The organism is Tumebacillus lacus, assembly GCF_026410385.1.
Classification (GTDB): Bacteria; Bacillota; Bacilli; order Tumebacillales; family Tumebacillaceae; genus Tumebacillus; species Tumebacillus lacus.
Window position 1 is genome coordinate 139,062 of the sequence record NZ_JAPMLT010000005.1, and the last position, 19,965, is coordinate 159,026.

At 58.4% G+C, this 19,965-nt stretch carries 13 protein-coding genes; 7 read left to right on the plus strand and 6 right to left on the minus strand.

The annotated features are described in order from the left end of the window. Positions 1-80: 80 nt before the first annotated feature. Positions 81-2,519: an EAL domain-containing protein gene (locus tag OS242_RS11755; protein ID WP_267151888.1), complete on the minus strand. Its 2,439-nt coding sequence runs from the start codon at positions 2,517-2,519 to the stop codon at positions 81-83. A gap of 106 nt (positions 2,520-2,625) precedes the next feature. After that, the gene (locus tag OS242_RS11760) at positions 2,626-2,943 is read right to left on the minus strand and encodes a hypothetical protein (RefSeq protein WP_267151889.1); all 318 of its coding nucleotides are present in this window, start codon (positions 2,941-2,943) and stop codon (positions 2,626-2,628) included. A 182-nt stretch (positions 2,944-3,125) separates the two neighbouring features. On the opposite strand from OS242_RS11760, the gene OS242_RS11765 reads away from it, so the two are divergent. Then, a complete protein-coding gene (locus OS242_RS11765; protein ID WP_267151890.1) occupies positions 3,126-6,935 on the plus strand; it encodes a 5'-nucleotidase C-terminal domain-containing protein in 3,810 nt (1,269 codons plus the stop codon). A gap of 60 nt (positions 6,936-6,995) precedes the next feature. On the opposite strand, the gene OS242_RS11770 is transcribed toward OS242_RS11765, so the two are convergent. Genes OS242_RS11770 through OS242_RS11785 form a run of 4 tightly spaced genes read right to left on the minus strand, consistent with a single transcriptional unit; the run spans position 6,996 to position 12,048 of the window. Next, positions 6,996-9,380, minus strand: a complete 2,385-nt coding sequence (locus tag OS242_RS11770; RefSeq protein ID WP_267151891.1) for a glycoside hydrolase family 31 protein — start codon at positions 9,378-9,380, stop codon at positions 6,996-6,998. 59 nt (positions 9,381-9,439) lie between these two features. Then, a complete protein-coding gene (locus OS242_RS11775) occupies positions 9,440-10,231 on the minus strand; it encodes an ABC transporter permease (protein WP_267151892.1) in 792 nt (263 codons plus the stop codon). 18 nt (positions 10,232-10,249) lie between these two features. Beyond that, entirely contained in the window at positions 10,250-11,041 is a 792-nt protein-coding gene (locus tag OS242_RS11780; RefSeq protein ID WP_267151893.1) for an ABC transporter permease, read from the minus strand. Positions 11,042-11,043: 2 nt separating this feature from the next. Continuing rightward, positions 11,044-12,048: an ABC transporter ATP-binding protein gene (locus OS242_RS11785; protein WP_267151894.1), complete on the minus strand. Its 1,005-nt coding sequence runs from the start codon at positions 12,046-12,048 to the stop codon at positions 11,044-11,046. 102 nt (positions 12,049-12,150) lie between these two features. On the opposite strand from OS242_RS11785, the gene OS242_RS11790 reads away from it, so the two are divergent. The 6 genes from OS242_RS11790 (at position 12,151) to OS242_RS11815 (ending at position 19,924) form a co-directional block, all read left to right on the plus strand. Beyond that, a complete protein-coding gene (locus OS242_RS11790; RefSeq protein WP_267151895.1) occupies positions 12,151-13,836 on the plus strand; it encodes a glycoside hydrolase family 13 protein in 1,686 nt (561 codons plus the stop codon). Between the two features lie 154 nt (positions 13,837-13,990). Further along, positions 13,991-15,220, plus strand: a complete 1,230-nt coding sequence (locus OS242_RS11795) for a sugar ABC transporter substrate-binding protein (protein ID WP_267151896.1) — start codon at positions 13,991-13,993, stop codon at positions 15,218-15,220. 90 nt (positions 15,221-15,310) lie between these two features. After that, positions 15,311-16,240: a carbohydrate ABC transporter permease gene (locus OS242_RS11800; RefSeq protein ID WP_267151897.1), complete on the plus strand. Its 930-nt coding sequence runs from the start codon at positions 15,311-15,313 to the stop codon at positions 16,238-16,240. Between the two features lies 1 nt (position 16,241). Then, the gene (locus tag OS242_RS11805) at positions 16,242-17,069 is read left to right on the plus strand and encodes a sugar ABC transporter permease (RefSeq protein WP_267151898.1); all 828 of its coding nucleotides are present in this window, start codon (positions 16,242-16,244) and stop codon (positions 17,067-17,069) included. A gap of 39 nt (positions 17,070-17,108) precedes the next feature. Continuing rightward, positions 17,109-18,149, plus strand: a complete 1,041-nt coding sequence (locus OS242_RS11810; protein WP_267151899.1) for a LacI family DNA-binding transcriptional regulator — start codon at positions 17,109-17,111, stop codon at positions 18,147-18,149. A 56-nt stretch (positions 18,150-18,205) separates the two neighbouring features. Next, on the plus strand, positions 18,206-19,924 hold the full coding sequence (locus tag OS242_RS11815; RefSeq protein WP_267151900.1) for a glycoside hydrolase family 13 protein: 1,719 nt from the start codon (positions 18,206-18,208) through the stop codon (positions 19,922-19,924). The last annotated feature ends 41 nt before the right edge of the window (positions 19,925-19,965 follow it).

Sequence of the window (19,965 nt, forward strand, 5' to 3'; positions counted from 1 at the left end):
TTGCACGTATTCTCCCCTTTCGGCTGTAAAATATGAGAAAAACAGGAAAGAGCCGATCCCGGCGGGGGATCGGCTCTTTTTTAGATCGATTGAATGGCGGTCTGCTGTGTGCGCAGCATGACTTCCAGTTCGGCCGCGGGAACGGGAGGCGAGAACAGGTAGCCTTGCGCTTCGTCGCAACCTTGTTCGGTGAGCACCTGCAGATGCTCGGCCGTCTCCACCCCTTCGGCGATCACTTTCAATTTTAAATGGTGGGCCATCGAGATGATCGTCGAGACGATGGCCGCGTCGTTTTCGTCGCAGAGGATATCGCGCACGAAGGACTGGTCGATTTTCAATCGGTCAATCGGGAAGCTCTTGAGATAGGAGAGCGAGGAATAGCCGGTGCCAAAGTCGTCGATGCCGATCTGGACACCCAGCGCCTTCAGTTCGCCGAGCACCTGCTTGGTGTAGCGGACGTCCATCGTCATGCTCTCCGTGATCTCGAGCTCCAGCGCCGACGGGGCGAGCTCCGCCTCGGCCAGCGCGCGGGTGACCGACGCGACGAGGTCTTGGTGCTGGAATTGGCGCAACGAGAGGTTGACGGCGACCCGTTCCACCGGGAGGCCGGCCACTTGCCATTGGCGCATCTGTTGGCAGGCGGTGCGCAACACCCAGTCGCCGAGCGGCTCGATCAGTCCGGTCTCCTCGGCCAGCGGGATGAAATGGAACGGCGAGACCAGCCCGCGCTCCGGGTGCATCCAGCGCACGAGCGCTTCCACGCCTTCGATCTGCCCGGTGCGGGCGTTGAGCTGCGGTTGGTAGTAGACGAGGAATTCACTGCGCTCCAGCGCTTTGCGCAGTTCCGTCTCCAGCATCATCCGCTCGTAGGGCTTGGAGTCCATCGTCGCCGCATCGTAAAACTGCCAGGTGTTGCCGCGGGACTTGGCCCGGTACATCGCGGTGTCGGCGTTGCGCATCAACGTGAGCACGTCGCTGCCGTCCTGCGGATACAAGGCGATCCCGACCGATGCGGAGACCTGCACTTCATAGCCTTGGATCAACAGCGGCTCCGAGACGGATGCGCAGACTCGCTCGGCCAGACGCATCGGTGCTTCCGGGCCGTCGACCTGCGGCAGGAGCAAGGTGAACTCATCACCGCCAAGTCGCGCGACGGTCATCTCGGCTGCCGCACAACGGGTGAGCCTCGCCGCCACCTCTTGCAACAGGTCATCGCCGAACGGATGGCCCAGCGAGTCGTTGTACGTTTTGAAGCGGTCGACATCGAGATAGAGGATCGCCAACTGGCCCTCCGTTTTGCTCGCCGCCTCGATCTGCTCGGCCAGACGAGCCACGAACAGGCGGCGGTTGGGCAGGCCGGACAGATCGTCGTGATAGGCCATGTGGTTGATCGCAGCTTCGGTTCGCTTGCGCTCGGTGATATCCTGCGCGATCACGTACAGGCCGGTGATCACATCATCCACGTACATCGGCACGCCGGTCGCGCTCACGTCGAGCAGGCGGTCGTTCGCCGAACGCAGTTGCAGCTCAAAGTGCGCGGCTTGTCCGTTCATGACCTGCTCGTACAGTTGCCTCGCCGTCTCGATGCCTTCACGTTCCAAAAACGGGAGCACGCGCATGTCGCGCAGGTCTTCCACCCGATGGCCCAGCATTGTCTCGGCCGCCGGGTTGGCTTCGGTAAAACGCCCTTCGAGATCAAGCGTGATCACCGCCTCCGGATTGTGCTCGAACAAGGAGCGGTAGCGCAACTCGCTGAAGGCGAGCTGCGTCGACTGATCGGTGAGCCGCCGGTCGATCAACGCGCCGACCATCACCAGCGCGAGTGTGAGCAGCGTCGCGATGGCGATCAGGTAGGCGAGCCGGTCGCTGCTCAGCACCATGCCGTCGATCAGCGGCGCATCGGCCTGATGGTGAAACGATGCCGATTTCATGCCGATATAGTGCATGCCGGCGATGGCGGAACCCATCACCGTCGAAGCGATGACCTTGCGCACGTAATAGCGCCAACCGGTCGGCTCTTGCCGAAACGAAAACATCAGGCACATCGCCACAAACGAGGCGACGACTGCGATGATCACCGAGAAGCCGAACTGTAGCGGGTCATAGCTGATGTGTGCCTGCATCTGCATGGAGGCCATTCCGCTGTAGTGCATCGAGACGATCCCGGTCCCCATCGCCAGCGAGCCGCACACGAGATGTCTGGCGGTAACGTACGGACGGCTGACGAGGAAAAAGGCGATCCAAGCCGCGATGACAGCCGGCATCACCGAAACGAACACGGTCACCGGGTTGTAGCGCACCGGGATCGGCAATTGCAAAGCCAGCATGGCGACGAAGTGCATCGACCAGATGCCAAGCCCCATCGAAGCCGCTCCGCAGAACAACCATATTTTGCGCGCCAACCCTCGTGACGCGTTGACTCGTCTGGTGAGATGAAGCGCGGTGAACGAGGCGATGATCGCCACGAGCACCGACATCACCACCAGAGCCGGGTGGTAATAGCCGGACAGCACACCCATTTTGGAAACCCCCACTCCCTGCACGGAAATCTGCCCTCTTGTATCAGTTCTTGTCGAAAAAGCTGTCAACACCATCTCTCCGTGGTGTCGACAGCTCTTTGATGTGTTATTCCACCGTCTCGTTTTCTTCGGCAGCGGCTTCTTGACCGAGCCATTCGTCGAGAACTTTTTTGTCCAATATTCTGCCTTGAATCATCCGCACTTGTCGTTCGGCAAAGGCCTCTTGCCAATTCTGCCCGAGTCCGTCGGCGATTTTCACAGCCGTTTGCAGGCTGGACCACATCGCGTGACGCTTATACCAAAAGAATGTCTGATCTTCCAGCATGAACGGATAGAGATCGTCGAACGAGGTATGTTTGCACAGCAGGGTGCGGTCAAATTCTTCTTTTGCTTCCAATACATATTTCAATACATCGGTGGCCATTTGCTCCCCTCCTATACTCCCATCATACAGGACGAAAGGCCACTTGGAAAAGGGAAATACCTCCACTTTACTGAATTTTGCTTAACTCAACAAAAACAGATGCCTTTTTACGTTTTGTCTTGTATTCTGATTGTTGGGACTGTTAGTTTTACATTTATTCAGGGAAATGGGGAGTCAGAAAAATGGGAGAACGTCTGACACGCAAGATGGTCAGTCTTCTGCTCGCGTTCTCGCTGGTGTTTGCGAGCTTTGTGAGCTACGGTACGCCGCTCGTTTACGCGATGACGGCGACGCATACCGTTGCGCAAGCGATCGCAAGCACGGGGCAGGCGACGGTGGAAGGCTACATCGTGGCCACGACGGCTGTGGGGCCGAACTACACGTTTGAAGGTCCTTTTCCGACCGACACCAATATCGCCCTCGCGGATCTCGCGACGGAGCGGGACAAGACCAAGATCTTGCCGGTGCAACTGCCGAGCGGCGCGATCCGCACGGCGTTAAACCTCAAGACGAACGCAGGGCTTATCGGGAAAAAAGTCAGAATCACCGGTAATTTGGAAACTTATTTTAATGTCACCGGTTTGAAATCTCCGACCGCCTATGAGATCGTCAGCGACGGCACCACGCCGCCGGCTGAACCGACGCTGATGTCGATTGCGGACGCACGCGGCAAAGCCGGGCAGACGGTGATCGTCGAAGGCATCGTCACCGCCGACAACTCGGCACTGGGCGGATACAAGCTGTCCACCTATCTGCAAGACGGGACGGGCGGCATCAACCTGTACAAAGGATCGGCATCCGGCTATCCGGATCTGAAAGAAGGCGACAAGATCCGTGTCACCGGCTCGATCCTCTCGTACAAGGGACTCACCGAGATCGAGCCGGCGGCGGCGACCGACGTCGTCGTGCTCGCGTCAGGTGAAGCGGTGCCGGCAGCCAAAGAGGTCACGCTGGCCGACCTGAGTGCGGCGGCGACCGCTGAGTCGCTGGAAGGGCAACTGGTCCGCGTCCACGCCTTCGTGGACGGGGTGGACGCGACGCTGCTCGGCGGCGGCTACAACATCACGCTGTACGACAACGAGTTTAACACCACGCTGTTGCGCGTGATGGCGAGCACCAACGCGTTGCCTGCGCTGAAGCCGAAGACCTGGTACGACATCACCGGCATCGTGTCCCAGTATGACACCGACTACCAGTTCATGCCGCGCAAGGCGGCCGACATCGTGGCGTCTGTGGAACAGCCGGGCGCTCCGAAGCCGGAAGACCGCTATGCGACCGCCATCGCCTCGACGGTCGACGGCGACACGGTCAAATTGAACCCGAAAGTCCTCGGTGCCGCTTCGGTGCGTATGCTGTCCATCGACACGCCGGAGACCAACTTTGAAGGTCACTCGCAAGGGGCGCACGGCGAAGCGGCCAAGCAGATGCTCAAAGAGCTGCTTCCGGTCGGCACGCCGGTTGAGATCGAACCGGCGGAGGCGCCGTTTGACGGCTACGGGCGTCTGCTCGCTCACGTGCACAAGGGCGATCTGGACATCAACCGCGAGATGGTCCGTCTCGGGATGGCCGTTCCGTATTTCATCTATCCGAACTTTGAGCATTTTGAAGCGTACAGCCAAGCTGCGCAAGAAGCGATCCAAGCGCAGCGCGGCATCTGGAATCCGGCCGATCCGCTGGCCGAACTGCCGTACGAGTTCCGCACCGCGATGCGCGGCGAACAACCGTCCAAGTACGCGGGCAACTTCTCTACCAAACAATACGTCTCGCCGGCCCGTTACAAGGAGATCCCGGTCGAGGACCGCGTGTTCTTCTGGACGGAGGCGGACGCCAAGGCGGCCGGTTTCACCTATCTGCCGGGCGAAGGCGAACTGCCGCCGGTCAAAGTCCAGATCCTCTCGATCAACGACCTGCACGGCAAGATCGACCAGACGTACTCCGAAGACACCAACGCGGACGGCGTGAAAGAAAACATCGGCCGCATGGAATACCTCGCGTCGCATCTGCGCGCCCGCGAGAGCCAGAACCAAGACAACACTCTGATCGTCCACGCAGGCGACGCGGTCGGCGGTTCCTCGCCCGTCTCCGCTCTGTTCCAAGACGAGCCGACCGTCGAGATCCTCGAATCGATCGGCTTTGACATCGGCACCGTCGGCAACCATGAGCTGGATGAGGGCGTCGCCGAGATGCAGCGCCTGATCGCCGGCGGCGACCATCCGAAAGGCACCGTCGGCTACGACGGCATGAACTTCCCGCTGGTCGCAGCCAACATGGTCTGGAAAGCGAACGGCGAGACGGTGCTCCCGCCGTACCAAGTGCTCGAAGTCGGCGGTCAAAAGATCGGCTTTGTCGGCGTCGTCACCCGTTCGGCTGCTGGCATGGTCATGCCGTCCGGCATCCAAGACATCGCGTTCACCGACGAAGCGGCTGCGGTCAACCAAGCGGTCGCGGATCTGAAGGCGCAAGGCGTGCAGGCGATCGCCGTCCTCGCGCACATGGACGCACAGCAAGACAGCAAAGGCGTCGTCACGGGCCCGTCCGCCGACCTCGCCAACAAAATCGACGATGAGGTCGACGTGATCTTCGCCGCGCACAACCACAAAGTGGTCAACGGCATCGTCGACAACAAACTGATCGTCCAAGCGTATGAGTACGGCAAAGCGTTTGTCGACCTTGACCTTGAAATCGATCCGGTGTCCCACGACATCGTCAAAAAGTCGGCAGAGATCGTCTACAACACGCAAAACGTCACCGCAGACGCACCGGTCGCTGCGATCCTGACCCATTACAGCGAAGCGATCGCGCCGATTCTGAACCAAGTCGTCGGCTACACTCAGTACGACCTGACCGGCGGCTACGGCGTGAAAGGCCCGATGGGCGACAACGCGCTCGGCAACCTGATCGCCGACTCGATGGCGTATGCGATGGGAGCAGACTTTGGCCTGATGAACGGCGGCGGCATCCGCGACCATCTGAATGCCGGCCCGATCACCTGGCAAGAGCTGTTCAACATCTTGCCGTTCAACAACGTCCTGATGAAACTGGACGTGACCGGAGCCGAGTTGCGCACGATCCTCAACGCGCAACTGTCCACCCAGTACGGCCCTGACTACAGCGTCGGCGGCTTCTCGTACACGTACGACCTGGCGACCGCCAAAGTCAAAGACATGTACCTGCCAAACGGCGAACAGATCGACGAGACCAAAACGTATTCCATCGCGGTCAACAACTTCATGGCGACCTCGACTTCAAGAAAATACGCACCGATTGGCCAACTGGGTGAAAACCCGGTGACCGGCGCGGAAGATCTCGAAGGTCTCGTCGAGTACGTGAAAGCGCACGGCCAAGCGTTCGCGTACGAAGCATCCGGCCGCATCCGTCAAGCGGATGCGACTGTGACCGACCTCGGTCCTGTCACGGTCACAGCAGCGCGTGAAGCAGCGACAGGTCAGCAGGCGACCTTGACCGGCACCGTCACCGCTGTGTTCCAAAGCGCGTGGGGCGCGTCCGGCTTCTATCTGCAAGATGAGACGGGCGGCGCGTTTGTGTACCAAGAAGGCACGCAGGCTGTCGTCGGCTCCAACGTGCAAGTGACCGGTCTCACCGCCGCTCGCGACGGCGAGTTCCGCCTGATCGCGACCGCTCCGGTCGTGAAGATCGGCACCGGCGCTGCGGCGGCTCAAAAGCTGGAGTCTCCGGCACTGCTCGGCACCTCCACCTTGGGTGAACTCGTGCTGCTGAAAAACGTCCGCATCTCCGACCTGCGCACCACCAACGACTTCGGCGCGTTTGAGTTTACCGTGACGAAGGACGGTGCCAGTGCGGTGGTCAAAGTGGACCCGCGCTCGGGTCTCCTGTTCAACACCTTCTCCTTCCAGAACGGTCAGATGATCGACCTGCGAGGGATCGCAACGCAGGTGAACGGCGCATTTGTCATCAAGCCTCGCACGGCCGATGACATCATCCGTCACCAAGCCGAATTTAAGAAAAAGTAATCCGAAACAAAAAGGCATCCTGTCCGCGCGTCATGCGCAGACAGGATGCCTTTTCTTTTTTTAAAACTCGACGACTACATCGTGTACATTCCGCCCCACCGACAGCGAGAGCGTGCGCGTCTCACGATCATACGTCGACACGACGCCGTCGCCTTCCACGCGCTTTGGTTCCTCCACGAAATGAACCTGCATCCGAATCGGCTGCCCGCTCGCTCCCGACTCGAAGCCTTGATGTTCCAGATCCCAGTGGATGTACAGTTTCTCCCCGTCGACCCGCTGCGAGATCGAGAGCAGATTGAATTGTCCCTGCTGATAGTCGAACGTCTCGCCGTTGTCATCATAATGCACATACGATCCGTTGCCTTTGTACAGGTGATACGTGATCTCCTGCTTTTCACCCGTATGCTGAATCACGTTGCCGCCCGCATACACCGTTCCCGCCTTCACATACAGCGGCATCCGCTCCAACTGCGCTTCGGCCAGCACGTGACGGCCGCCCTCGTGCGACTCGCCGGTGTGGAAATCGATCCACGTGCCCTCCGGCAGATACACGGCGCGCATCGTCTGATCCGGGCGCAGGATCGGCGCGACGAGGATGTTCGAGCCAAACAGGAACTGATCGCTGAGATTGCGCACGTTGCTGTCCAGCGGATACTCCAGCACCAGCGGTCTGACCACCGGCAACCCGGTCGTCGACGCCTCATGGAATAGCGTGTAGAGGTGCGGCAGGAACTCATAGCGCATCTCGATGTACCGCTTGATGATGCGCCCATACGGCTCGCCAAAGCTCCACGGCTCCTGACGCACAAAGCCGATCGCCGAGTGGTTGCGGAAATAGGGGAGGAACGCTCCGACCTGCGTCCAGCGGGTGAGCAATTCCGCGTTCGTGTCAAACGCAAATCCGCCGACATCCGCCCCGGCGAACGGAATCCCGGACAGACCCATGTTGAGGATCATCGGCAGCGACATCTCCAGATGCTCCCAGAATGAACGGTTGTCGCCCGTCCACACCGCCGCATATTTTTGAATCCCGGCGTATCCGGCGCGGGTCAAGACGAACGGGCGCTTGCCGCCCATTTGCTCTTTCATTCCTTCATAGGTCGCCATGCTCATGTACAGCCCGTACAGGTTGTGCAGTTCGCCGTGCGTTTTGGGATCGCCGTCGTTGCGGTGCATGACGTTGACGTCCATCGTTTTGGTCTCGTTAAAGATCGCCGGCTCGTTCATGTCGTTCCAAATGCCCTCGATGCCCGCTTCGACGAGTCCCACGTGCTTCTCGCCCCACCATTGGCGGGTGCGGCCGTCGGTGAAGTCGGGGAGAGCGGACTCACCCGGCCAGACTTTGCCGATATAGAGGTCGCCCTCGATGTATTTGCAGAAATGATCAAAGGCGAGACCCTGCTGGTAGATCGGATACTTCGGGTCTTTTTTCACGCCCGGATCGACAATCGGCACCACGCGGAACCCGTCATCGCGCAGATCCTCCAGCAGATGCTTCGGCTGCGGAAACCGCGTCGGATGCCATGTGAACACGCGATACTCATCCATGTAGTGGATGTCCAGATAGATCACGTCGCAGGGGATCTGCATGTTCCGGAAATTGTTTGCCAACTCCCGCACCTCGCCCTCCGTCTCGTAGGAGTAGCGCGACTGGTGATAGCCGAGCGCCCACTTCGGCGGCAGCGGCATCCGGCCGGTCAGGTAGGTGTACTGCGCGACAAGGTCTTTCAACGTCGGACCGTAGAAGAAATAGTAGTCGAGATCGCCCGTCTCCGTGGCCAATCGGAACGAGTCTTTCGCCTGCAGATCAAACCGGGTCTTGCCCGGATTGTCGAGGAAAAAGCCGTATACGGTGCCGTCCGGCTTTTTCGCGTGGAAGAACGGGATCGACTCGTACAACTCGTTGATCTCCGGGTTGTGCGGCGCGTATACGTCGGTGTTCCACATCGACTGCACCGAGCCTTTTTTGTTCAGATCGCCGGTCTTCTCGCCAAATCCGTAAAAGTCTTCGCCTGCCGCGTCCTTGCTGCAGAACGTCCCGTTTTTGTCGGTCCAGCCCATGCCGCGCAGGGTGTCAGCCGAGATCAGGGTGCCTTGCTTGTCGTACACGGACAGTCGGTACGGTTGCTTTTGCACTTCCACCACGAGTTCGGCCGTCTCGAAATGGTACGATTCGGCGCTTTCCTCCGCCAGCACGTCCACTTTCGCAACTGTCGCGTGCGTCTCGATCATCGGGCCAAATGTCATCTGTGCTTTGGCCTGACGGGACAGCTTGACCCGGAACAGCTTGTCGGTGAGAAACTGCAAGCCGACCACCGCGTTTTCGCACAGCAATTCAAAGGCGTTGCCCGACTTGTCCAATCCGAGCACTTCGCCGACTGAGAAATAGGTGACACCGTCTTTGACCTCGTAATTTTCCGGTTTGATCGCTTCACTGCCTTGCATATGTAGACCCTCCTTGAGGTTGTGTCGTCAGGTAGATTGTCCGTCTTCAGTATGCCCGTTTACGAGCCGGTCGAGTTGAAGGCGCGCAGGCCGACTTTCCAAAAGCGGTAGGCCAGCCAGCAGGAGATCACGGCGATCAGCGGCGTGATCATCCCGAGCTCCCGATAGCCGGAATGCTCGATAAAAGCAGCGGCTGGGTAAAACGCGGTAAATCCATACGGGATCAGCCACGTCAGCAACCAGCGGATGCCCTTGTGGTAGATGTTCAGCGGGTAGCGGGCAAAATCGCTGAGATTGAACGCGGCGAACGTGATCGGCAACGAATCGACGATCCAAAACGACAGCGTCGCAAAAAACAGGTTGACCGCCACAAAGATCGCGCCGCTGGACACGATCAGCACCAGCAGGATCAACAGGTTGACCGGACCCCATTCCACGCCAAGGTGCGGCATCGCCGCCGCCATCAAGAGACCGCCGATCACCAACTGGCCAAATCCGTCCTGTTGCACGCGGTCGGCGATCAGGTGAAACAGCGGATTGATCGGCCGGATCAACAGCCGGTCAAAGTTGCCCGGCCGGATGTACTGCCAGCCGATGGTCCACAGATTGTCAAAAAAGATGTGGTGGATCGACCGCCCCATCGTCGCCACTCCGTAGATGAACAGCACTTCGTAAAAGCCCCAGCCGTTCAGGTCCTCGATCTGGTCAAACACCACTTTGACAAAGAAGATCGACGTGAACTGGATCAGCACGACAGACATCACGCCGATGAAAAAGTCCAGCCGGTATTCCATCATCACTTTCAAGTGCTTCTTAAAAAACTGCCAGTACAGCTGACTGTAGCGGATCATGAGCCCGTCCTCCTTTCTCTAGCCGCCAAAGACGGTCACTTTTCGCACCGCCAGCGACCAGATCACCCGCACGACCGCCCACATCAACGCGAGCCAGAGGATCTGCACCAGCATCGCAGAGAGGGCATCGAGACCTGCGAGCGTACCGGTGTAGATCGAGACCGGCACGTAGACGATCGACTGAAACGGCATGTACTGCGAGAGCGTCTGCAACCAGCCGGGGAACATCGTCACCGGCACCATCGAGCCGGTGAAAAACAGCAGGATCGCATTTTTCAGCGTGCGCAGGCCAAAGATATTCACCGTCCAAAACGCCAAAACGCCGAGAATGAGATCGATGTACATCGCGAGAAACAATCCGATCAACGTGGAGAGGATAAAGAGGACGGCTCCCGTACCTGTCGCGGGAAACTGAATGCCAAGAAAGATCCAGCCGACCGCCAGCATCGGCAGCATGTCGCGCACGAGGCTCATGCCAAATCCGCCCCAGCTCTGCCAGACCAGCCGGTTGATCAGATCATACGGCCGCAGCAGTTCCACCGCCACGCCGCCGCTTTGAATCTGCTCGGCGAGCTGGTTGCCGGGCCCCGCGAAGTGGAAATTGCCAAGCAGGGCGGCGATCACCGCGTAGGTCAGCATCGTTTCCAAGGGCATCTCGGCGATGGAGGAGCGATTTTCATAGACGGCCGTCCAGAAATAATACAAGATCAGGATCTTGACGACCGTCGCGAACGTGCCCGCCCAAAACCAGGCGACATAGGCGGTCTCGATCTTCATCTGCGACTTCATCATCTCGTAGTATTTTCGCATCGCTACACCCCGCGCTCGTAGATTTCCTTGACGATCGTTTCGATTTTCGGATCGGCGATCGTCAAGTCGCGCACCGAATGAACGCTCAGCACCGCTTGGATCACGTCGGCGGCGGAGAGGTCGCGGGAGGAGAAGGAGAGTGAAACGGTGTTGCTCGCTTCCGCTTCGCCGTCCGCTTTCGGGACGATCTCCACCCGGTCGCGAAGACTTGCGGGGACGGCAAATCCCGCTTTGTTTTCCAACTCAAAATGCACCACCCGTTTCTGGCCGAAACGCTCTTTGATCTGCTGGAGATCGCCGTCATAGAGCACTTTGCCTTCGTCGATGATGATGATCCGTTTACACAGTTCTTCGATGTCGCCCATGTCGTGGGTGGTGAGGATCACCGTCGTCTCCTCCCGCTTGTTCATCTCTTTGATAAACGTGCGGATCTTCTGCTTAACCGCCACGTCGAGGCCGATGGTCGGCTCATCGAGGTAGACGACAGCCGGACGGTGCAAAAACGCGGCGGCCAGTTCGCAGCGCATCTTTTGCCCAAGTGACAGTTGGCGCACCGGGATGGAAAGCAGGGGGCCGAGATCGAGTACCTCGGTGAAGAGGGCCAGCGACTCCCGGTAGTCGTCTTCCGGCACTTCGTAGATGTGGCGGAGCAGGTCGTACGATTCGCGGACGGGGATGTCCCAGAACAACTGCGTCCGCTGGCCGAACACCGCGCCGATCCCTTTCGCATTTTGTTCACGGTTTTGATACGGGACGATGCCGTTGACCTCGACTTTGCCTGACGTGGGAGTCAGGATGCCGGACAGCATCTTGATCGTCGTCGATTTGCCTGCGCCGTTTGCGCCGAGGTAGCCGACCATCTCTCCTTTGCGGATCGAGAACGACACGTCCTGCACCGCCTGTTTGATCTGGTGTTCGCGTTTGAACAACGCTTGGATCGCGCCGGTGAGCCCCGGTTTGCGGAGGGCGATTTTGTATTCTTTGGTCAGACCGGATACTTCGATCAATGAGCTTCCTCCTTCACTGGTCGCGTTGCTGGATTTCGAGTACGATAGGAAAGATAGGAACTGTGCAAGCGTTTGGACAAGCGTATCATGAGGAGGATGGGTATGGAAAGACATTGGTGGAAAGAAGCGGTGGTCTATCAGATCTACCCGCGCAGTTTCATGGACGCAAACGGGGACGGGATCGGGGACTTGCGCGGGATCATCTCCAAGCTCGACTATTTAAAGGAACTCGGTGTGAGCGTGATCTGGCTCTCCCCGGTCTACCGATCTCCAAACGATGACAACGGTTACGACATCTCCGACTATCAAAACATCATGGACGAGTTCGGCACGATGGCCGACTGGGAAGAGATGCTCGCAGGTCTGCACGAGCGCGGGATCAAGCTGATCATGGACCTCGTCGTCAACCACACCTCGGACGAGCACGCCTGGTTCGTCGAGTCTCGCAAATCGAAGGACAACCCGTACCGCGACTACTACATCTGGCGCGAGGGCAAAGACGGCTGCGAGCCGAACAACTGGGAGTCTTGCTTCAGCGGTTCGGCGTGGGAGTACGACGAGACGACGGGGGAGTATTTCCTGCACCTGTTCTCGAAAAAGCAGCCCGACCTCAACTGGGAGAACGAAAAGCTGCGCGACGAAATCTACAAAATGATGACGTGGTGGCTGGACAAAGGCATCGACGGGTTCCGGATGGACGTGATCAACTTCATCTCCAAAGTGCCGAATCTGCCGGACGCCGAGATCGTGCATCCGGACCGACCGTACCAAGGCGGGCACCGATACTTCATGAACGGACCGCGCATCCACGAGTTTCTGCACGAGATGCACGAGCGCGTGCTGTCCAAATACGACATCATGACGGTCGGCGAGATGCCGGGCGTCGATGCGGATGAAGCGGCGCTGTATACAGGCGAGGACCGGGGCGAAGTGAACATGGTGTTTCAGTTTGAACACATGGACATCGACTCCGGCCCGCGCGGCAAATGGGACATCCAGCCCTTCACCCTGACCGATTTCAAAGGGCTGATGAGCAAATGGCAGACCGGGCTCAACGGCCGCGGCTGGAACTCGCTGTACCTGAACAACCACGACCAGCCGCGCATGGTCTCGCGATTTGGCGACGACGGCACGTACCGCGTCGAGTCGGCGAAGATGCTGGCGACGCTGCTGCACACGATGCAAGGCACGCCCTACATCTATCAAGGCGAAGAGCTTGGGATGACCAATGTGCAATTTGCCTCCATCGACGACTATCGCGACATCGAGACGCTGAATATGTACCGCACCGAGGTGATCGAAGGCGGGGCCGATCCCGAGCAGGTGATGCGCGCCATCCACATCAAAGGCCGCGACAACGCCCGCACGCCGATGCAATGGGATGACAGCAGCCATGCGGGATTTACCACCGGCACGCCGTGGCTTGCGGTCAATCCGAACTATACGGAGATCCATGCCAAAGCGGCACTGGCCGACCCGAACTCGGTGTTCCACTACTACAAGCGATTGATCGAACTGCGCAAGGAGCACCCGATCCTCGTCTACGGTGACTACACCTTGTTGCTGGCTGACAGCGAGCAGATCTATGCATACGTGCGCGAGTTGGAAGGACAGCGGTTGCTCGTGCTGCTCAATTTCACGGCTGAGTCGGTTCGCTGTGAACTGCCGGGCGATCTCACGGACGGGGAGAAGGAGCTTTTGATCGGCAATTACGAGGCAGCAGAGCGCGATTGGCAAGGCTTGGAACTGCGTCCGTACGAGGCGCTCGTCTATCGGTTCTTTTGTTGACAAGCTTAGATTGCAAATCTATACTGAATTTAGAAACTCCGTGCAAACGCTTGCTCAATGATGCATATACTTGTGACGGGATTGAAAACGGTTGCAAGAGGCATTCTAGTTGATGCAGTAGGACTCGGATTTGACAGTAGAGGGGGATCTTGTCATGAACAATTGGAAGAAAGCAACGGCCGTGCTGGCCACATCCGCCATGCTGGCAACCGCACTGGCAGGTTGCGCATCCAGCGGCGAAGAGAAAAAGGAAACGGAACAAACCGAGGGCAAGGCGAAAGTAGTCGTCTGGTCCCATTGGAAAGAAAAAGAGTTTGACGCGCTGAAAGAAGTCGCGGAAGCATGGGCGAAAGAAACCGGCAACGAAGTCGAACTGAAAATCGACGAGTCCGAGTTCCAACAATATGCGACGGCTGCCCGTTCCGGCGAAGGCCCGGACATCATGTTCGGCACCCCGCACGACAACCTCGGCACCTTCACCACCGCCGGCCTGCTCGACGAAATGCCGGCTGACCTCGTGAAGGAAGCGGACTACGAAGCGCTGGCATTCCCGGCTGTCACCGTCGAAGGCAAGAAGGTCGCTTTCCCGGTTTCGATGGAATCTTCCGTGCTCTTCTACAACACCGAAAAAGTGAAGACCCCGCCGACCACGTGGGCAGACTTCATCAAAGCTGCTTCCGAAGGCGGCTTCATGTACGACGTGAACAACTTCTACTTCAACTACGGCTTCCTGTCCGCATACGGCGGCTATGTCTTCAAAAACAACGGCGGCACCTACGACACCAAGGACATCGGCCTTGGCAACGAAGGCGCGACCAAGGGCTACCAACTGATCTCCGACTTCGTCAACAAGCACAAGTTCATGCCGGCTGACGCAAACGGCGACATCGCAAAAGCGAAGTTCACCAACAAAGAGACCGCGTTCTACCTGTCCGGCCCGTGGGACATCCCGGCGATGAACGAAGCGAAAGTGCCGTTTGGCATCATGGCATTCCCGGCAGTCGAAGGCGGCGGCCAACCGAAGCCGTTCGTCGGTCTGCAAACCGCGTTCGTCTCCTCCAAGTCGAACAACAAAAAGCAATCTTGGGACCTGCTGAAGTACATCTCCGAAAAAGGTTCCGTCAAGTTTGCCGACCTGTCGGCGCGCATCCCGGTTCTGAAGTCCGCGTTGGCTGACCCGAAAGTAAAAGACAACAAAAACGTCTCCGCCATCGCAGCGGTTGCTGCTTCCGGCGAGCCGATGCCGAACATCCCGGCGATCCAAACCGTCTGGGAACCGGAGAAAAACAACCTGACCCTGCTCACCTCCGGCAAAGCGACTGCCGAGCAAGTGGCGAAGGACGTCACCGAGCAAGTCAAGCAAGGCATTGCAACCCAGCAGTAATCGGAACCAATAAAACCTCATGATCAAAGGGCGGGGCATCGCGTTGAGTCGATGCCTCCTTCCTTATTTCAGGCGAGGGGAGTGAAACTCATGGCGAAATCGGTTCGCATCAAACAAAAACGCAACTCACTGCTTGCGTACGGCTACCTGTCACCGGCACTGATCACCATCGCGCTGTTCAGTCTGTTGCCTGTCGTCTACACCATTTATCTGTCCTTCACCAACTTCAACTTGAACCACTTCGAAACGTTCCAGTTCGTCGGGTTCAAAAACTACGTCGACATCATCTCCGGTCCTTTCTTTGACGTGTTCTGGCCGGTCTTCATTTGGACCTTCGCCTTTGCCACCATCGTCACGGGTCTTTGTTACCTGGCAGGCCTGTTCCTGGCGATCCTGCTCAACAACTCGAATATGAAAGAGACCAACGTCTACCGGGCGATCCTCGTCATTCCGTGGGCGCTGCCGGCGGCGATTGCGATCCTCGCGTGGTCCGGTCTCTATAACGAATCGTATGGTCAGGTCAACTCGTTCCTCAACTCGGTCGGCATCGGCGACATCCCGTGGCTGTCCGATCCGTTGTGGGCCAAAGTCTCAATGGTCGTCACCACGATCTGGCTCGGCTACCCGTTCATGATGAACGTGTGCCTGGGTGCCTTGCAGGCGATCCCGAAAGACCTCTACGAAGCGGCCGACATCGACGGCGCTTCCCGTTGGCAAAAGTTCCGCTCCGTCACTTTCCCCGGTCTGATGGCTTCGACTCTGCCGCTCCTGATCTCGTCGTTCGCGTTCAACTTCAACAACTTCGCGGCCGCCTATCTGATCACGTTCGGCGGTCCGCCGCGCACCGACACGCAGTTTGCCGGTCACACCGACATCCTCGTCACCGCAGCGTATAAAATGACGATGCAGTTCAACCGCTACGAGTTGGCGTCCGCTCTGTCGCTGATCATCTTCTTGATCGTCGGCATCCTCAGTTTCATCAACATGAAAGCAACTCGCGCATTCGAGGAGGATGAATAAGATGAAGTCTTATGACCGCATCAATCTCTGGGTCTCCCGCGCGATCATCTGGTTCGCGATTTTTCTCTCGATGTTGCCTCTGTACTTTGTCGTCGTCGCTTCGGTCTCCGAGGGGGAAGCGTTCTTTTCCGAGTCGCTGCTGCCGACGTCGTTCACATTGGCAAACTACGCGGAACTGTTCACCGAGACCAAGTTCCCGACCTGGCTGAAGAACTCGCTGTTGCTGGCGTTTTCCGTCGCCACGCTGCAGACGCTGACCACCGCTTTGGCGGCGTACGGATTTTCCCGACTGCGCTTTTTCGGACGCAAATACGGCTTGATGGCCCTTTTGATCCTCCAGATGTTCCCGAATTTCATGGCGATCTCTGCCATTTTTGCCATGCTGGCAAAATTGGGCGGCATGGACAACTTGTGGGTGCTCGTGCTGGTGCTGGCAGGGGGCAACGCTTTCAACATCTGGCTGATGAAAGGCTACTTTGACTCGCTGCCGAAGGAACTGGATGAAGCAGCGCGCGTCGACGGGGCGAACACATGGCAGATCTTCTGGCGCGTGATCATGCCCTTGTCCTTGCCGATGCTGGCGGTCGTGTTCTTGTTTTCTTTCATCGGCGTGTTTTCCGAGTACGCGCTCTCGAGCGCACTGATCAAGTCGCCGGAAAACCTCACGCTGGCAGTCGGTTTGCAGCAATTTATTAAAAATAAATTCGCAGCCAACTGGACGCTGTTCGCAGCGGCGGCCGTCGTGGCGTCCGTTCCTGTGGTTGTTGTTTTCACTCTGTTGCAAAAATGGATCGCTTCGGGTCTTGTATCCGGTTCCGTCAAAGGATAAAATTTGACTCAAACAGGATTGGAAGGAGGCTTGAGTCTCGTGACAGCTACCATAAAAGATGTTGCTTTGCGAGCCGGGGTTTCCCCTTCCACAGTCTCACGAGTGATCTCGAACCATCCGCGCATCTCGGAGAAGACCAAACGCGAGGTGCGTCAGGCGATGGAGGAACTGGGATACCACCCCAACATGCTGGCCCGTTCGCTTGCCAAAAAGAGCGCGGAGGCGATCGGGATTCTGATTCCCAGCACCACTGAGGAATTTTTCATGAACCCCTTTTTCCCCGAACTTTTGCGCGGGATCTCCGAGGTCGCCAAGCGGGAGGGCTATGACCTGCTGCTCTCGACCTCCGATACCGGCAAAGAAGACGTCCGAACGCTGACCCGGATGATTCACGGCAAGCGCGTGGACGGTGTGTTGCTGCTCTCATCGCGCATGCAAGACCCGCTGATGCAAGTCTTAAAAGAAAACCCGTTTCCGGCTACGCTGGTCGGCCGTCCGCAGGACGATACGCCGATCTGTTGGGTGAACAACGACAACGTGGCCGCCGCTTACCAAGCGACTCGTCATCTGATCGACCTCGGTCATCAGCGTATCGGTTATCTCGGTGCGGACGAGTCGCTGCTGGTAACGAGGGATCGTCTGCAAGGCTATCACCAAGCGCTGGATGAGGCGGGGATCCCTGCCGATCGGCGGCTGATGTTTGCGTCCACGTTTATGGAGCAAGGCGGTTTTATGGGCATGATGCGGCTCTTGGCTTTGCCGGACCGGCCGACGGCTGTCGTCGCGTCGGACGACTTGTTGGCGTTTGGCGCGATGCGTGCGGCGGGGGAACTGGGCTATCGGATTCCTGAGGATGTGGCGGTGGTCGGATTTAACAACGTGCGGCTGACGGAGATGTCAAATCCGTCGCTGACCTCTGTGGATGTGCGCATCTTCGAACTCGGCACAGCAGCGGCACAACTGCTGATCGAGCAAGTGCGTGACCCTGAAGTAACGGGCAAGTCTGTGACCGTGCCGACCGAACTGGTCGTGCGGCATTCATGCGGCGGCAACAATCGCCAGGGCGGATACGGGCTGTAGCCGGTTTACCGCCCTCTTTTTGTGTGTTCCATTTAGACAGGCAAGGAGTGAGGGAGATGTTCCAAGAGGCGATCTATCATCAGCCGCTGGGAGCGTACGGGTATGCGATCGGCTCGAATCGGGCCAAGATCACGCTGCGGTCGAAAAAAGGCGATCTGAAGGCGGTCTCGATGCTGCATGAGGACCGATTTGACGCACCGGGTTCGCACGGGACGCTGCAGTTGACGCTGGCCGGTTCGGATGAGATGTTCGATTATTGGCAGGGGACTGTGGAGTCGGAGACGAAGCGGGTCCGCTATCGCTTTTTGCTCGACGACGGGGTGAACCGCCTTTGGTATGCCGAGGGTGGATTTGCGACGGTCGGTGAGCGGGCGGGTTGGTTTCATCTCCCGTATCTCAATCTGGCCGATCTGTTCACGGTGCCGGACTGGGTGGAGGGTGCGGTCGTCTATCAGATCTTCCCCGACCGCTTCCGCAACGGCAACAAAGACAACGACCCGGACGGCGTGCTGCCGTGGGGCGGGACACCGACGCCGAGCACGTTCTTTGGCGGTGATCTGGCCGGAATCATCGAGAAGTTGCCGTATCTGTCCGATCTCGGGGTCAACCTCCTCTATTTGACGCCGGTGTTTTTCTCGCCGTCGACGCACAAGTACGACACGATCGACTACTTGGCCATCGACCCGCAGTTTGGTGATCTGGAGACGATGAAAGAGTTGGTCGACGAGGCGCACAAGCGGGGCATGCGTGTGATGCTGGACGCGGTGTTCAACCACTGCGGGATGCTGTTCCCGCCGTTTCAGGATGTGCTGGCGAGGGGGCAGGAATCGGAGTATGCGGATTGGTTCCATATCAAGAGCTTTCCGGTGGACACGCAAGCGATCAACTATGAGACGTTTGCGACCGGCGTGGCGTCGATGCCGAAGTTTCGGACCGAGCATCCGGCCGTACGCGAGTATCTGTTGCGCGTGGCGGAGTACTGGGTGAAGGACATCGGCATTGACGGCTGGCGGCTCGACGTGGCAGACGAGGTGGATCATGCGTTCTGGCGCGAGTTCCGCAGCGTGGTGCGCGCAGCCAACCCGGAGGCGTTGATCGTCGGTGAAGCGTGGCATGCGTCCACGGAGTGGTTGAACGGCGATCAGTGGGATTCGGTGATGAACTACCTGTTCCGAGATGCGTGCATCGATTTTTTTGCCAAGGGGGACATCGACGTGGAGGGGTTCGACCAGCGGTTGACCCGGGTGCGGATGATGTACAAGGAGCAGGCGACGAAGGCGATGTTCAACCTGCTGGACAGCCATGACACGGAGCGGTTCCTGACGACCTGCGGCGAGCGGGAGGAGTTGCTGCGGTTGGCGGTGACGTTCCAGATGAGTTACATGGGGATTCCGGAGATCTACTACGGCACGGAGGTAGGCATGGTAGGATTGACCGATCCGGACTGCCGGCGTTGCATGATCTGGGACGAGCAGGAGCAGAACCGCGAGTTGTATCAGTGGTTCCGTCGGATGATCTCGATTCGCAAGGAGCATCGGGCGTTGCGGGTTGGTTCGTTCCGGTCGGTGATCGTCGATGCGCTTGCGAACGTGTACGGATTTGTCAGGGAGACGGACGAGGAAGGCGTGTTGGTGGTGCTCAATCGCAGCCGGTTCGCGCAGTCGGTCAGCTGGCCGGACGGCGTGTCCGGCGGAGTGGATCTGCTGAGCGGCGCGCGGTACGACGGAGTGCTTGAAGTGGAGCCGTTCGGGGCTGTGCTTCTCAAATATAAATAGGAAAGCAAAACAGGCACATGGCGGCGTTTTTCAGCTGTCCG